This is a genomic window from Chryseobacterium sp. RU37D (genome assembly GCF_900156075.1).
GTDB lineage: Bacteria > Bacteroidota > Bacteroidia > Flavobacteriales > Weeksellaceae > Chryseobacterium.
In genome coordinates this window covers 33709-50447 of the sequence record NZ_FTMM01000005.1, presented here as the reverse complement: position 1 = coordinate 50447, position 16739 = coordinate 33709, and the positions used below count along the sequence as shown (strand labels likewise).

The window sequence follows — 16739 nt, the reverse complement described above, 5'->3', positions numbered from 1 at the left end:
AGATTATTCTTCGCTTTTGTTTTTCTTTACTCCATGAAAATCTTTGAGATAAAAAGGCTCAAAATAGGCTATGTCCTCAAAGTTTTTTTTATTTATTTTTTCTAAAGTTTTTTTTACCAAATATTGGGCAGAAGGATAAACATTTTCATCATAAACAGCATCAGGAAGCAGTATAATTTCTTTTGCCTTTTTGGCTCCGTCTCCTACAAAAATTACTTTTTTATCCCTAAATTCTTCAAAAGAAGCTTCATCTAAAATTTTAGCCTCTGTCGGAGAGATTTCTTCCCCTGAATTCCCTTCATAAACAGCTGTATAAACTTCCATTCTCCTTGCGTCGATCAAAGGTATTATAAAATCATAGTTTTTTCCTAAAAAAGGCTCTATCATGCTTTCTAAAGAATTAATGGCAATTAATGGAACTTTTAATCCATAGCAGAATCCTTTTGCGGATGATGCTCCGATTCGTAAGCCGGTGTAAGAACCGGGACCTTTGCCTAAAGAGACGGCTTCAATTTCTTTCAATGAAATACTGGCACCTTCCAAGGCCCATTCTACAAAAGTATGAAGGCTTTCCGACTGCTTATAATTTTCCGAAACCTCTTCAGTAAGGCAGAGCAGTTTTTCATTATCAGAAATGGCCACTGAACAGTTTTTGGAAGAAGTTTCTATGTATAAAATTTTCATTTTTAAATATTAAGCTAATTTGCAAAATCGCGAAAAAGCGAAATTGCTTTTATTTTTTATCCAAATTTAAGCCATTCTTTTGAAATTATTTTCTGTAAATCGTTCTGGGTTCCGCCTGGGCAGCAGGGTAGATGGTCATATCAGAAATACAGATATGTTTGGGAGCATTCACACAATAGGCGATCGAATCGGCAATATCTTCGGCTTTCAATGGCTCATAGCCTGCATACACTGTTGCTGCCCTTTCCTGATCTCCTTTGAATCTTATCAAAGAAAAATCAGTTTCTACGGCTCCCGGCTGAATATTAGTAACCTTTATTCCAAATTCTGTCAATTCTAATCTCATGCCTTCAGAGATAACGTCTACTGCCTTTTTTGTCGCACAATACACCACACCGTTTGCATAGGTTTGTCTTGCAGCAACAGAGCTAATGTTCACAATATGTCCGGAATTTCTTTCTTTCATTCCGGGGATGATCATTTTTGAAACATACAAAAGTCCTTTCACATTTCCGTCAATCATAGAATCCCAATCATCCGTTTTGCCAGCAGAAAGGGAATCAAGACCATGCGCATTCCCTGCATTATTGATTAAAATATCGATATTTTTCCAGTCTTCCGGAATTGAATTGATCGCTGCTTCAACTTCTTCAAGGTTCCTGACATCAAATTTTAAACTAAATATTTCGGTGAAGGTAGAAAGTTCAGTTTTCAGTGATTCCAAAACCTCTTGTCTTCTCCCGCAGATAATGATTCTGTTGCCTTGTTTTGCCAGCAATTCTGCAGTGGATTTTCCTATCCCGGAAGTGGCTCCGGTCACTAATATTGTTTTCATAAAAATTTAATTTTTTAATGTAAAAATATAACAATGCAACAATTGGCAAACTGGTATATTGATACATTATTACATTGAATTAATTCGCATCGAATGCTTCAAAGGCATCCTGAATATGTTCGATCATTAATTTTCCTGTTTCATCGGGAAGTACAGAAATAATATCAAATCTTACTTCCAGATTTTTATTAAATTCTTCCAGATAGTGATTCGCTGCGGAAACAATCAGTTTAATTTTTCTTTTATTAACAGCTTCCTGCGGCAGAATAAAAGCATCTGTGGAACGTGCTTTTACTTCAATGATAATGACCAGATTATCTTTTTCGGCAAGAATATCAATTTCAGCCTTTTGAAATCTGAAATTTCTTGTCAGAATCTTATAGCCTTTTTTAATTAAATATTCTGCTGCGAGATCTTCTGCCAGTTTTCCGAGGTCATTGTGTTCTGCCATATTGTGTTTGAGAGTTTGAGGGATTTGAATATTAAAATTCAATCTTAACCTTATCCTTAACCTGTATTTTCACATCTCCACCAATAATCAGTGGACGGTTGTCTTTGATATGGCCATTCGGGAAACCAAAAACTACCGGGAAATTATACCTGGAAATTCTGTCTGAAATCAGTTGATAAGCAAATTCATCAAAGCTTTCTTCATATTGTTTATTCTCTTTTTCATCACCCATATTGGTCATTCCGCCGATGATTAAACCTTTTATTTTTTTGAAAACTCCGGCTAATTCCAGGCTCATAATCATTCGGTCCAGAGCATAAAAATTTTCACCGATATCTTCGATAAAGAGTATTTTATCTTTAAAGTCAAAGGAATATTTTGTTCCTAAAAGCGCGTAGATTAATGCTAAATTCCCTCCAACTAATTCACCTTCAATAGTTCCTTTTTTATTCAATTGATGAGATGTAAGGCTGTATTTTGGAGTTTTTCCTTTTAAAATATCAAATATCAATTCATAGCTTTCTTCGGTCACACCAAAACTTGAAGTTTTAATGGTCTGCCCGTGAATGGAAACAAAGCCTTTTTTTAACAAATAACTCTGGATCACCGTATTATCAGAATAGCCGATGTACCATTTTGGATTTTTGGTGAAGTTTTTTAAGCTTAGATTTTCAATTAAATGCTGGCAGCCGTAACCGCCTCTGGAAGCCCAGATGGCAGAAATTTCACTGTCATTTAAAGCCCAGTTGATATCTTTTATTCTTTCCTGTTCTGTTCCTGCATAATTGTATCCGTTGGAAAATCTGGTGTAAAGGTGCTCACCCAAAACAGGCTCATAGCCTTTATTTTTTATCATTTCTATTCCCTTTTCGAGTTGGGACTGATCTACGGCTCCGGCAGGGGAGATGATGGCAATTTTATCGCCTTTCTTTAATGATTTTGGAAAGATTTTTTTCATTTGTCTTTTTGATATTTTACTTCTTTTTTCTCGGCTTCTTCTAATCTTTTATCAAATTGATTAAATTTTTTAAAGCTTTGCAGAAAAATAAAGAAACTGAATATAATTAAGATTCCGCCTACGATTCTTCTGATCTGATTAGCGAGCTTTTGTGTTAATCTGTCGTGAAATTGTTTGGCAAGAAAGATTTTAGCAAGATCAATACATAGGTAAGTAGCAATGACAATCCCGATGTATAAAATAAAATTGCTGGTATCCGGATATTGATTCCTCACAGAAATTACCGTTACCAGCCAGAATAAGATCACTCCTACATTCAAAAGATTAAAGAAAAAACCATTAATAAATGTTTTAAAATAATTCTGATTAATGATTTTCTCTTCACCGGGCATGTGCATTTTGGTTTTTGTAACCATCATTACAATTCCGTATACAAAGATGAGTATGGCTGTGATCCTGTAAAAACCGGGATGTTTGTCAATTAAAGTTACAATGTCTGCACTTGCATAATAGGCAGCCAAAATACACAGCAGATCTGCGGAAATTACTCCCAAATCCAAAGCAAGGGCATGTTTTGGGCCCCTGGAAAAGCTGGTTTCTATTAAAAGGAAAAAAATTGGGCCGATAAAAACCAGACTCAACATAAATCCTAGTACAATGGCAGAAAGTATAAGTTCAAACATTCAATAGCTTTTTAAATGAAAAATTTTTTATCCCATTTATACAAAGTTAGCCTTTATGTTTTAGTTAATCAACAATCTTAAAATCCAACTGTTTCTGAATAAGGTTTGCCTTCACTACTTTTATCTGAACCTGGTCTCCTAGCTGATATCTTTTACCATGTCTTATGCCATAAACAGCGTGGGTTTTGGCGTCAAACATATAAGAATCGTCTACTAAATCTCTTAATTTAATTAACCCTTCCGCTCCATTTTCAGGAATTTCAACCCAGAAACCAAATTCTGCAACTCCGGAAATCACTCCATTGAAAGTTTCTCCCAAATGTTTTTCCATGAATTTTACCTGCATATATTTGATGGAATCTCTCTCCGCGTCGGCAGCCAGCCTTTCCATAGAACTGCAGTGTTTTGCTTTTTCCTCAAGATCTGCTTTGTTCGGAGATTTTCCTCCGTCCAGATAATGCTGAAGCAATCGGTGTGCAATTAAATCCGGATAACGACGGATAGGAGAGGTAAAGTGTGTATAATATTCAAAACCAAGACCGTAATGACCAATTGGCTCTGTAGAATATATTGCCTTGCTCATACTTCTCATAGCAAGCGTTTCGATCATATTTTCTTCGCCTTTGCCTTTTACATCATGCAACAACCTGTTTAAAGATTCAGCCACTTTTTTAGTATTGGCAAGATCCATTTTATATCCGAAAGTCGAAACAAAATCTCTCAAAGATTCCAGTTTTGCAGGATCCGGATCATCATGGACCCTGTATATAAAGGTATTTTGAGTGATGTCTCCTTTTTTGTTTAATGAAATAAATTCAGAAACTTTTTTATTAGCCAACAACATGAATTCTTCTATCAAATGATTTGAATCTTTACTTATTTTAAAATATACACCAACTGGCTCATTGTTTTCATCTAAATTAAATCGAACTTCACTTCTGTCAAAGGTAATTGCCCCTTCTCGGATACGTTCTACACGCATGATTTTTGCTAATCTGTCAAGGATATTGATTTCCTCCTGAAGATCGCCTTTTTTAGTTTCAATTCTTTCCTGAGCTTCTTCATATGTAAATCTTCTGTCGGAATGGATAACTGTTCTTCCAAACCACTGTTTTTTAATCTTAGCATCATTATCAAGCTCAAAAACCGCTGAAAATGTATATTTATCTTCATTAGGACGAAGCGAACAAACATCGTTACTCAAAACCTCCGGAAGCATCGGTACAACACGGTCTACAAGATATACAGATGTTGCTCTCTGATACGCTTCATCATCCAAAATAGTTCCCGGAACTACATAATGGGAAACATCTGCAATATGAATACCTACTTCCCAGTTTCCGTTTTCTAACTTCCTGATAGATAATGCATCATCGAAATCTTTTGCATCTTTCGGATCGATTGTAAAAGTACATATTCCGCGCATATCCCAACGTTTTCCCACTTCTTCTTCAGTAATTCTTCTGTCGATTTTATCGGCATCTCTTTCCACTTCTTCAGGAAATTGGTAAGGCAGGCCATATTCAGCCAGAATAGAATGAATCTCTGTTTCGTGCTCTCCCGGAGCTCCTAAAACCTTGATAATTTCTCCTTCCGGATTTTTATCTCCCGGTTTCCATTCTGTCATTTTTACGATCACTTTATCGCCATCCTGTGCACCTCCAAAATTTCCTTTCGGAATAAAAATATCTGTATTAATGGTCTTTTTATCGCAAACTACAAATCCAAAATCCTTATGAGCAACTACTTGCAGTGTTCCCACAAATTCAGTTCTGGTTCTTTCTAAAACCTCTAAAACCGAACCTTCTAGCTTTTTCCCTTTATAAGTATAGGTCACGATTAAAACCTTATCACCCTGAAGTGCATCTTTTACATTTTTGGAATGGATGAAAATATCATCTTCCAAGCCTTCAACTTTAACATATGCATTTCCGGACTGATTAAAATCGATAATTCCGGTAAGTGTTCCTTTGATATTAAGGTTAATAATGTATTTTCCTTTTTCAGTTTCTTTAATTCTTTCAGCACCCTGCAACTTATGCAATGCCTGGATTACAAGCTCTCTCTGTCTGGGGTTTTTATAATCAATTCCGTCAGCGATCTGCTTATAATTGTAGATCTTTGTGGAATTTTCATTCATAAATCTCAGGATCAGCTTTCCTATTTCCAGTAATTTATGCTCATTTTTATGACTTATATATTTTCTTTTTTTTGGCATATTAATTTAATTTTTATTTTTAAAAGATTTTAATAACAACCTTCATTAATCATATTTATGACTTATATGATTTATAATTTAATAACATCAATTTTCTTTCCAATTGATCTGTATAAGGGGTTTTTGTTTTGTATAAATTTAATACAAATATTGAGAAGAGAGGGGAAAAACCTTTTATTAAATATCTTTTAAATATTTTCAGGCTTACTTGGGAATGAATAGACTGGTAAATTCTATTGATCGATGCAAATATACGAAATTAAAAATAAATAAGGCTTGCAAATTGATTTACAAGCCTTTTATAGTTTAGCAAAATGCTATTTTATCAACTCTGGTCTGGTGTCTTCCTCCTTCAAAATCTGTAGAAAGGAATTTATCAGCAATCTCAATAGCCAACTCTTTGGAAATGAATCTTGCAGGTATTGAGATCATATTGGCATCATTATGTTGTCTTGCCAATACTGCAATTTCCGGTATCCAGCACAGTGCACAACGGATCTTTTGATGTTTGTTGGCTGTGATCTGAACTCCGTTTCCGCTTCCACAAAATAAGATTCCCAATTCATTTTCTCCGTTTTCAACAGAGGCTGCAGCTGGATGCACAAAGTCCGGATAATCCACACTGTCTGCGGAAAGCGTACCAAAATCCTGAACCTCAAATCTTTCAGAAAGATGTTTTTTCACAATCTCTTTATATTCGAAACCTGCATGGTCAGCGGCAATGGCGATTTTTCTTTTCATAACTGTTTTATATAAGTCTTTTCTTGATTTATTTCCTTACAAAGGTAAGAATAATAACAACGTCTGTTAGTCTTTCGGGAGTAAATTGTGAAAAGCATTGCGAATAACTGTGGATAAGTATGGTAAAATAAATGTTTCGTAACATCAGAAAAATTTGTAATGAAAATAAGAACCTAAAATTTTTTTACATTTTTAAAAAAACTTTTAGGTAACAATTCTCTGGTTTTTCCGGAAATCGGTTATTCATAAAGGGAATTTGGGGAAAGTTATCCATATTTGTTAGTAACAAAGAGAAAAATCAGATTTACAATAAATTATATTGTGAATTAAATATGAATTGAATTAAAATTTCATGTTATCAAGTTTTTCAAAAAAAGTTATCCCCTAAATTAACATCACTCAACAACAAAGACATATTCTTTTTTTTTAAAGAGAAAAAATTGTTGATTAGTAAATGTTGAGCTTGCGAGAAAGTTTTTGAAAACTTTTATAAGGTTGGGGCTTTTCAAAAATTTTAAAATCTTACATTTGTGAAAAGAAAATTCCAGGTTATTTATGAAAACAATCAATGATTTCAATTTTAAAGATAAGAAAGCTCTTGTAAGGGTAGATTTCAATATTCCGCAGGATGACCAGCTGAAAGTTACAGACAATACAAGAATCGTGGCAGTAAAGCCTACGGTAGACAAAATTCTTAATGATGGAGGTTCTGTAATCTTAATGGCTCATCTGGGAAGACCTAAAGGAGAAGTAAAAGATGAGTTTTCATTGAAACATATCGTTGAAGAAGTATCCAAAGTATTAGAAAAAGAAGTAAAATTTGTAGATGAATGTGTAGGAGAGAAGGCTGAACAGGCTGCTTCGGATCTTAAGCCGGGCGAAATCCTTTTATTGGAAAATCTGCGTTTTCATAATGAAGAAGAAAAAGGTGATGAGGCCTTTGCTGAAAAGCTTTCTAAGCTAGCCGATGCATATGTGAATGATGCCTTCGGGACAGCTCACAGAGCACATGCTTCAACAGCTGTAATTGCTAAATTTTTTCCTTCAACTAAATTTTTCGGTTTACTGATGACTAAAGAGCTTCAGGCAATTGATAAAGTTTTAAAAAGTGGAGAACGTCCTGTAACTGCTATACTTGGAGGCTCAAAGGTTTCAACTAAAATTACCATTATAGAAAATATATTACCTGCGATTGACAATCTGATCATAGGCGGTGGTATGGCTTTTACTTTCATTAAAGCACTTGGCGGAAAGATCGGGACCTCATTGGTTGAGGAAGATAAATTACCTCTGGCTTTAGAAATTCTGGGAAAGGCAAAACAGCATAATGTAAAAGTGTATCTTCCTTCGGATATTATTATTGCAGAAAGCTTCAGCAATGATGCAGATAGAAAGGAATCTGATATTTATACCATTCCTGAGGGATGGATGGGCTTGGATGCAGGACCAAAATCAAGAGATCAGTTCAATGATGTTCTTTTAGATTCCAGAACCATCCTTTGGAACGGGCCGATCGGTGTTTTTGAAATGTCAAATTTTGCAGCTGGCACAGTAGCCCTTGGTGACAGTATTGCCGAAGCAACCAAACAAGGGGCTTTCTCATTAGTTGGGGGAGGAGACAGTGTAGCTTTTGTTAAGCAGTTTGGATATGGTGAAAAAGTAAGCTATGTTTCTACCGGTGGTGGAGCAATGCTGGAAAGTTTAGAAGGTTTGGAACTTCCGGGAGTTGCTGCAATTAATAATTAATAATTTAATTTTTATAATTTTTTTGTCCACTGAATTTTATTGGTGGACTTTTTTGTTAAGAGAATTTGAAAATTTGAGTTTGTTAAGTTACTTGATTTTGATAAATTTTGTTATTTGCATTTTATTCTAGAAATTTTATTTATTAAAAAAGAGTGCGAATAACAGAATTAATAAAAAATAAACTCAAGAAAATTCTCGAGTTTTTAAATTTTATTCCAAAAATGTAAAAAATTGGCTTTTAGAAATAGGTCAAATTTCCATTTTCTACTTTTTTTCGATAATATATATCAAACTTGAAAATTCGTTCGAAAAAAGGGCTTTTACATTAGAAATTGTTCCATAGACTACCGCTTTTAGCCAAAATAGAGATGATTTTTTATATTTCTCGCTTAACATAGAGATATAGTAGGAATCTAAAACTAGAGGTTTTATTTTTCTCATTTTCCAATTAGGTTTTTTGGCAATTAAATTTTCCATTCCGTTTTTTGAAAAATGATAGATGTGTCTGGGTACATCATAGGCTGCCCAATATTCTTTGTAATGTTTTGCATCATAAGAAGTAGGGTTGGGAACAGCGATAATCAGTAATCCTTTTTCCTTTAATTTTTTGTTGAAAATTTCAAGCATTTCATCCTGATTTTCTACATGTTCAAAAACATGCCAAAGTGTAATTGCATCTATACTTTGATCCTGAATGATATTAATATCATCTAAAATTGTAGCTTTTGAAATTTTATTTGTTGCTGCCTTCCTGGCATCTGCATCAGGTTCAAATCCAAAAGTTTCAAAGTTATTTTCAATATATTTTACAAATTCTCCTGCTCCGCAGCCATAGTCTAATACTTTTGAACCTTTTTTAATTCTGTCTAAAAGAATTGTTTTTTTGTACTGTAAATTAAAAGACTGCAAAAATTTATAAAGTTTTTCTTTTAAACTTCCTGAGTCCTGATGATGAGAAATATAATCTTCACTTTCGTAATATTTGGAAATATTTGACGGAATAGGGGAGGTTTTAAAAACTCCTTTTGTTTCAGTCTCTTTAATTTCAAAAGTTTCCTGAGATAGAAAATGATCTTTAATTTTCATTTGATGTCCTGGTTTAAAAATGAAAATTGAAGCTGTTTTTAGCCTCAAATTTCAATTAATTTTTCAATTTTATGTTGATGTTTCACGTGAAACATATATTGATTATCGCCCTAAATAGACCAATAAAACATTAATATCTGCAGGAGAAACACCACTGATTCTTCCGGCCTGTGCAATCGTTTTTGGCTTTACATTAGACATTTTTTGTTTAGCTTCTGCAGATAAGCTGGAAATTTTATTGTAATCAAAATCTTCAGGAATTTTAATATTTTCCAAACGATTCAGCTTGGCAACATTTTCTTTTTCTTTTTCAATATAGCCTCTGTACTTGATATTGACTTCAGCCTGTTCTCTTACTTCACCATCATAAGTAGATGAAAATTCATTAATAAAGTCAATTTCCTCTAGTTTTTCCAAAGTCATATTCGGTCTTGTAAGAATCTGGGCTGCTCTGTAAGCCTGATCTACAGGGCTGCTTTCAATAGTTTCAAGAATAGGATTGATAACTCCTGGCTTTAAAGAAGTTTCTCGAAGAAAGTTCTCAAGTTCCTCACTTTTAGTAATTTTCTTGTTTACTCTTTCTAATCTGTCTGCTTTTGCAAGACCTAATTGATAAGCCCTTTCTGTAAGTCTGATATCTGCATTATCCTGTCTTAAAAGAAGCCTGTATTCTGCTCTTGAAGTGAACATTCTATAAGGTTCTTCTGTACCTTTTGTGATTAAGTCATCAATTAAGACACCTATATACGCTTCGTCTCTATTTAAAATAAATTCATCCTTTTCATGAACTTTATTATGTGCGTTGATCCCTGCAATAAGACCTTGCCCTGCGGCTTCTTCATAACCTGTCGTACCATTAATTTGGCCGGCAAAATAAAGATTATCCACTAATTTTGTTTCTAAAGTATGCTTTAGCTGAGTAGGAGGGAAGTAGTCATATTCAATAGCATAGCCCGGACGGAATACTTTTACGTTTTCAAAACCTGGAATATGTTTCATTGCTTTGATCTGAACATCTTCAGGAAGCGAAGAACTGAATCCGTTTACATATATTTCTACAGTTTTCCAGCCTTCTGGCTCTACAAATAGTTGATGTCTGTTTCTTTCCGCAAAACGGTTGATTTTATCTTCGATACTTGGGCAGTATCTTGGCCCTAAGCTTTGAATTGTACCATTAAACATCGGGCTTCTGTCAAATCCTTCACGTAAAATATCGTGTACAATTTCGTTGGTATAAACGATATGGCAGCTTAATTGTTTGGTTAATTTAGGAGTATCTAAATAGCTGAATTTTTGAGGGTTTTCATCTCCTTTTTGTTCTTCCATTTTAGAATAATCTAAGCTTCTTCCGTCTACTCTTGGTGGCGTACCTGTCTTCATTCTTCCGGCTTCAAAGCCCAGAGAAACTAATTGTTCTGTAATTCCGAAGGCTCTAGGTTCGCCCATTCTTCCACCGCCTAATTGTTTATCTCCAACGTGGATTAAACCGTTCAAAAATGTACCGTTTGTAAGTACGACAGAACGTCCTTTAATTTCAATTCCTAATGAAGTTACGACACCTGTTACTTTATTATTTTCGATAATAAGCTGCTTTACCATATCCTGAAAGAAATCAAGATTTGGAGTGTTTTCTAATGCTAATCTCCATTCTTCTGCGAAAAGCATTCTGTCATTCTGTGTTCTTGGAGACCACATAGCAGGACCTTTTGAAAGGTTTAGCATCTTAAACTGAATAGCAGATTTATCCGCCACAATTCCTGAATAACCTCCCATTGCGTCGATCTCTCTTACGATCTGTCCCTTCGCAATTCCTCCCATTGCTGGATTACAGCTCATCTGTCCTATCGTCTGCATATTCATTGTAACGAGTAGAGTTTTGGAACCCAGATTCGCAGCAGCAGCAGCAGCTTCACAACCTGCGTGTCCGGCACCGACTACAATTACATCATATATTTCTGAAATCATCTTCCTTTTGCTTATTTTAAGCCTTAAATTTTAATTTTTTTTGTAAATGTTTCACGTGAAACATTGTTTATTTTTACAAGCTAAAACAGCTTGTAAGAGATCATTAAAATGAATATTGATAAATTAAAAACTATAACTAATCTTTAAATTTATACAAATACTCATCTTCTTTGCTTCGCATCAGCTGTTCTTCTTCCTCTGTTTTGTCTTTATAACCACAAAGGTGAAGAATGCCATGAGCCAATACTCTTCGCAATTCTTCTTCATAATCTTTGGAAAGAGTAGAAGCGTTATCTGAAATGCGCTGCAAAGATACGAAAATCTCTCCGCTTATCGTTCTGCCTTTTACATAGTCAAAAGTAATGATATCTGTATAGTAATCATGCTGCAGATAATCCTGATTTACTTTTAATAAATATTCATCATCACAGAAGATATAATTGATTTCTCCAAGCTTTTTTTGCTCTGAAATTATAATATCTTCCAGCCAGGGTTGGTATGCTTTACTTACAGTTTCCGATAAGTTTTCGTAAAAGAATTGTATCATTGTTTTAAAACCAGTGCCCTAAAATAACACTGAATATACCTTTTTGATTATTTTTAAGTGAATGGCTGAAATTGACCTTGATCTGCCCGAATGGAGATCTGTATCCTGCAGTAATTCCCAGTGAGCTGTAATTTAATTGTACTGCATCTTCGAATTTAAGATCATCGGAAAGGTTAGCAAATGAAAAATTTCCGATGATAAAGTAGTTTTTATTAAATTTAAACTGGAGATCGTTTGATATCAAGACCACATTATTGGAACTAAGTTGTCCGAAATAAAACCCTGAAAAGCTTTTGAAATTTATAATATTCTGTTCAAAAATACCTCCGAGCCTGTACTGATAAAACTGAGGAAGATTATTACCTATACTGATCCCGCCATATAGATTAAGACGATAAGTAAATTGTTTCGATAAAGGAATGTTGATTCTTATGTCTGCTTTTACCTGAACTAGCCTTTTTTCAACTTCGGATTTCATTAAATCTATTACTTTCCCTTCCGCGTTGATATAAATTCCGCGGGTAGGGAAATCTCTATCGTTTTGCGTATCACTTTTTAAGAATATATAAGGGTTCAAAAAACGACTAAATCTTTTATTATTACCATTGGCTTCAGCTTCAAAATAATCGTGGCTTATTCCGCCTCCTATGGCAAATTTATCTTTCCAGATGGACTGGATATAAGCTTCATTTCGAAACCATTTCCATTGATCTACTCCATAGTTATTAATATCCTGTAGATTAAAACTCATCCCCGAGGAATATATTCCAAACCCGGGAATATATCCGTTATCAATAAAATAATTTAAATAATATCTTGGCTTGTCACCCACAATGACATCGAGGGAAAGATTAGAATTTTTAAATAAAAGACGTTTCGCGGAATAGTTGAGAAGCAGACCGGTTTTAAAAACTTCATCATAATGAAGGCCAAACTTTAAGAAATGTCTTGCATCGTCTTCTGTGACATAAAGCTTCAGATAATTGGCGTCATTATCTGGAACAATATCATAATTGATAAATTTATAGTTATTGGTAGCAACCAGCTTATCTATTTTTTTATTGATGCTTCCATAAGTCTGTAATGAAGGAAGCCTTAATCCCATTTTTCCTAAAACATGGTTTTTCCCGTAAATTTTACTTCCTATTATTTCTATGTCATCAATTTTATAAACATTGGAATAAATAGGGTTTACTTTTTCTCTCAGCCGGTCGAATGGCCTTTTCGGAAGCTGATTCAGAATTTGGGTATATTTTAATCCTTCTGTATACCCACTATCGAGAATTTTTTTCTTGTCATCATAGCTTGTGGCTGTCATTCCTTTTAAATCAGGCTTGATATTAATATCGGTATATTTATACTGACTTTTTGTATCCTTATGAATGTTCATATCAATTACCTGATTAAGAATCGCTATAATACTATTTAAATCTTCTCTTTTTGATAGATCCTGGTTCAGATCCACACCGATGACGATATCGATTCCTTTGTCCTTTAAAGGCTTTGAAGGATAGTTTACAGTCATCGCTCCGTCAATATAAATGCTGTCACCAATTTTTACAGGATCCATTAACGAAGGAAAAGCTGAGCTCGCCATTATCGATTGTACAAGATCTCCTTTTTCAAAAATCTCCATATTCCCACTTTCAAGATTGGTTGCTATACACATGAAAGGAATTGGTAGCTTTGAAAAATCGTTAATATTAGAAACATTTTTCAAGAGTTCTTTAAGAAGGTAAACATTTTTTTGGCCGGAGCTTATAGAAGAAGGAAGGGTAATTTTGCCGTCTTTAAGAGGAATTGATAAAAGATATTTGTCAACAGATTTATTGAAAAAAGTAGTCTCCTGACGCTGTGCTTTCGGATCCATGATTAAAGAATAGAAATCTGTATCCATTACAATTTTTTCAATCTCCTTTCCTGAGTATCCGGATGCGTATAAACCTCCTACGATGGCACCCATGCTTGTTCCTGCGATATAATCGACCCTTACGCCCAGAGAATCCAATACTTTAAGCACCCCGATATGAGAAAAACCCTTAGCGCCGCCTCCAGCAAGAGAAAGTCCTATTTTTGGGTTTTTAGGAATTACCAGATTTTTCTTTACCTGAGAATGAATCAAAAGTAACTGGAATGTCAATAAAAAGATCAGGAGCTTTCTCATGGGATATTAATCTTTTATATAAATCCTTTTCACCCGGGGTGAAATGGAGGTTAGTACTTCATATGTAATGGTTTTGCAATAGTCTGCAAATTCTTTCAAGCTTGGGTGAGCGTTAAAAATGGTTACCGTATCACCTTCCTTCACATTTTGGATATGGTCTATATCGATCATCATCATATCCATGCAGATACTGCCTACAATCGGTGCCAGGGTTTTATTTACACCTACACTTCCTACTTGATTTCCTATCAGTCTTGGAATACCGTCTGCATATCCGACGGGGATTGTGGCTATTTTCGTAGGATGGTCTGTTTTAAATCTTCTGCTATAGCCAACTGATTCTCCGTTTTCTACTAAGGAAATCTGTGAAATTACCGTTTTAAAGCTGACAACAGATCGTAATTGTTTTTGTATATCACTATTTGGTGATTCTCCTAACATTCCAATTCCGATCCGTACCATATCATATTGATGATCGGTATAGTCTGTAATTCCTGACGAATTCAGAATGTGGCGGACAGGAGTATAGCCTAATTTTTCTATCAAATAGTTTGAATTTTTTCCAAATATTTTTAGTTGATCTAAAGTAAACTGTCTTTCACCAGGCATATCTGATGATGAAAGATGGCTAAAGATACTTTGAACCTTTACATTCAGCCTATTTAAAGTTTCTCCCAATTGATCCAGTTCAAAATCCTTAAAACCAAGACGATGCATTCCTGTTTCAAGTTTGATATGAACAGGGTATTTTTTATCATAACCAGATTTACGGACGGCTTCATAAAACAGTTCCAGCACGCGGAAACTATAGATTTCTGGCTCCAGATTATATTCAATCAGGGTTTCATAGCTGTGCTGTTCGGGATTCATCACAACTATAGGAACGGTAATTCCTTTTTTGCGAAGTTCCACTCCTTCATCCACAAAAGCAACACCCAGATAATCAATGTGATGATGCTGTAGAAACTCTGATATTTCATAGCTGCCCAGCCCATAAGAGTTTGCTTTTACCATGGCCATCATTTTGGTGGTAGATTTCAGGAGTGATTTATGATAATTGATGTTATGCAAGATTGCGTTCAGATTAATTTCTAGAACCGTGTCATGCTTTCTGAGCTCAAGAATATCTTTAAGCCTTTCTATTTCAAATTTTCGAGCTCCTTTTAAAAGGATGATCTGATTTTCAAGTTCTGTAAGATGCTTACTATCAATTAATTCTTTAGTATTAATAAAAGTAAAGGTATTAGAATTAAATAAATCACTAAATTTTGAAATTTCATTTCCGATGAGAAAAACAGAATCAAATTTTTGCTCATTCACTAGCTCAGAAACCTCTTCATACAACTCCTTTGAATTGGAATTGACACCAACAATATCCGTTAGCACAAGAGATTTTTTAGGTTTTTTGTATTCATTTAAAAATTGGAGGGCAGTTTTTAGAGAATCAAGGTCAAGATTAAAGGAATCATTAATGACAATATTGTTTTTAATCCCTTCAATAGCTTCAAGACGCATTTCCACAGCTTTCAAAGCATTGATTTTTTCAACGATTTTATGATTTTCAATTCCAAGTTCTTTTAAAACGGTTATCAGTGCCAAAGCATTCGTTAAAGTTGCTTCATCCTTCTGATGCACAGGAAAAGAGATTTCTTCACCGAAATATTGCACAACAACATGTTCGTCCTTCGAAAAATTGTCTTTAAAATAAACCTGGTTGTTTTGTTTAAAGCCGTAAGAAATTAATTTTTTACTTGAATATAAGGCTTTTATCTTATTATTAACTAATGAATTATCACCGTTGTAAATAATCACTTCAGAATCTTTAAAAAGCTTAATTTTTTCATCAATCAACTCTGTCTCAGACGTAAAATTAGCGAGATGGGCAGTCCCGATATGAGTGAGTAAACCGATCTGCGGATGGAAAATATTTTCCAATTTTTCCATTTCGTCTGGCTTCGAAATTCCGACTTCGAAAATTCCCAATTCATGAGAATCATTTATTTGCAGCAAAGAAAGAGGAAGACCAATTTGAGAATTAAAACTTTTTGGGCTTTTTACGGTTGCAAATTCATTCCAAAGGCATTGATAAAGCCACTCTTTTAAAATGGTTTTTCCGTTACTTCCCGTAATTCCGATAGATTTTAAATGAGAATTTTCAAAATGATATTGGGCTAATTTTTGAAGAAAATCAACGGAATTATCAACAATAATCCAGGTAATATTTTCATACTGAGGATGATGATGCTCTGAAATAATGACATTGATACCCCTGTCAACTGCTGCTTCAATGAATTTTTCGCCAGAATTTTTCTGTGTATTAATAGCAATAAACGCTGTATTTTTAGTAGAATAAATAATCCTGCTGTCGAAAGCAATGTTTTTAATCAATATACTTTTGTCCCCAATAATTTTTGAATTGGTGATTTGTGCAATATGTTGTATAGTGTAGTTCATAAACTACTTTCAGTAATTAAATTATAATTAGACCCGGGGTTTCGAAAATTATTAATCATATTCAAAAGATTTATTTGGGCTCCTGAGACTTCATAAATGATAGTATTATGCTTCGTTATCAGCAATTTATGAAAATCTGTATCTTCATATTTTTGATGTATAACATTTTCATTCCCAAGCAAAACTATTTTTCTTTCTAAAATTTCA

13 protein-coding genes are annotated in these 16739 nt (G+C 34.2%); 1 reads left to right on the top strand and 12 read right to left on the bottom strand.

Going from position 1 to position 16739, the window contains the following annotated elements:
- Window positions 1-3: 3 nt before the first annotated feature.
- From tsaB to rpiB, 7 genes are all read right to left on the bottom strand, one after another.
- A complete protein-coding gene (gene tsaB / locus BW926_RS03655; RefSeq protein WP_076444287.1) occupies window positions 4-684 on the bottom strand; it encodes a tRNA (adenosine(37)-N6)-threonylcarbamoyltransferase complex dimerization subunit type 1 TsaB in 681 nt (226 codons plus the stop codon).
- 85 nt (window positions 685-769) lie between these two features.
- The gene (locus tag BW926_RS03650) at window positions 770-1519 is read right to left on the bottom strand and encodes an SDR family NAD(P)-dependent oxidoreductase (RefSeq protein ID WP_076444285.1); all 750 of its coding nucleotides are present in this window, start codon (window positions 1517-1519) and stop codon (window positions 770-772) included.
- A 79-nt stretch (window positions 1520-1598) separates the two neighbouring features.
- Window positions 1599-1970: a YraN family protein gene (locus BW926_RS03645; RefSeq protein WP_076444283.1), complete on the bottom strand. Its 372-nt coding sequence runs from the start codon at window positions 1968-1970 to the stop codon at window positions 1599-1601.
- A 31-nt stretch (window positions 1971-2001) separates the two neighbouring features.
- Window positions 2002-2928, bottom strand: coding sequence for a S66 peptidase family protein (locus tag BW926_RS03640; RefSeq protein ID WP_076444281.1), 927 nt, complete (start codon window positions 2926-2928; stop codon window positions 2002-2004).
- The gene (locus tag BW926_RS03635) at window positions 2925-3611 is read right to left on the bottom strand and encodes a LysE family translocator (protein ID WP_076444279.1); all 687 of its coding nucleotides are present in this window, start codon (window positions 3609-3611) and stop codon (window positions 2925-2927) included. Before BW926_RS03635 ends, BW926_RS03640 begins: the two co-directional genes overlap by 4 nt.
- 64 nt (window positions 3612-3675) lie before the next feature.
- Window positions 3676-5829: a ribonuclease R gene (gene rnr / locus BW926_RS03630; RefSeq protein ID WP_076444277.1), complete on the bottom strand. Its 2154-nt coding sequence runs from the start codon at window positions 5827-5829 to the stop codon at window positions 3676-3678.
- 306 nt (window positions 5830-6135) lie between these two features.
- On the bottom strand, window positions 6136-6570 hold the full coding sequence (gene rpiB / locus BW926_RS03625; protein WP_076444275.1) for a ribose 5-phosphate isomerase B: 435 nt from the start codon (window positions 6568-6570) through the stop codon (window positions 6136-6138).
- Window positions 6571-7125: 555 nt separating this feature from the next.
- On the opposite strand from rpiB, the gene BW926_RS03620 reads away from it, so the two are divergent.
- On the top strand, window positions 7126-8316 hold the full coding sequence (locus tag BW926_RS03620) for a phosphoglycerate kinase (protein WP_076444273.1): 1191 nt from the start codon (window positions 7126-7128) through the stop codon (window positions 8314-8316).
- Between the two features lie 264 nt (window positions 8317-8580).
- On the opposite strand, the gene BW926_RS03615 is transcribed toward BW926_RS03620, so the two are convergent.
- The 5 genes from BW926_RS03615 to BW926_RS03595 form a co-directional block, all read right to left on the bottom strand.
- Window positions 8581-9402 (bottom strand): class I SAM-dependent methyltransferase, encoded by an 822-nt coding sequence (locus BW926_RS03615; RefSeq protein WP_076444271.1) that lies wholly within the window; start codon window positions 9400-9402, stop codon window positions 8581-8583.
- Between the two features lie 102 nt (window positions 9403-9504).
- Window positions 9505-11367 carry a tRNA uridine-5-carboxymethylaminomethyl(34) synthesis enzyme MnmG gene (gene mnmG, locus BW926_RS03610; RefSeq protein ID WP_076444269.1) on the bottom strand — a complete coding sequence of 621 codons (1863 nt, stop codon included), beginning with the start codon at window positions 11365-11367 and terminating at the stop codon, window positions 9505-9507.
- Window positions 11368-11503: 136 nt separating this feature from the next.
- Window positions 11504-11914: an rRNA maturation RNase YbeY gene (ybeY, locus tag BW926_RS03605; protein ID WP_076444267.1), complete on the bottom strand. Its 411-nt coding sequence runs from the start codon at window positions 11912-11914 to the stop codon at window positions 11504-11506.
- A gap of 4 nt (window positions 11915-11918) precedes the next feature.
- Window positions 11919-14078 carry a patatin-like phospholipase family protein gene (locus BW926_RS03600; protein WP_076444265.1) on the bottom strand — a complete coding sequence of 720 codons (2160 nt, stop codon included), beginning with the start codon at window positions 14076-14078 and terminating at the stop codon, window positions 11919-11921.
- A 6-nt stretch (window positions 14079-14084) separates the two neighbouring features.
- On the bottom strand, window positions 14085-16532 hold the full coding sequence (locus BW926_RS03595) for a bifunctional UDP-N-acetylmuramoyl-tripeptide:D-alanyl-D-alanine ligase/alanine racemase (RefSeq protein WP_076444263.1): 2448 nt from the start codon (window positions 16530-16532) through the stop codon (window positions 14085-14087).
- Between the last annotated feature and the right edge of the window lie 207 nt (window positions 16533-16739).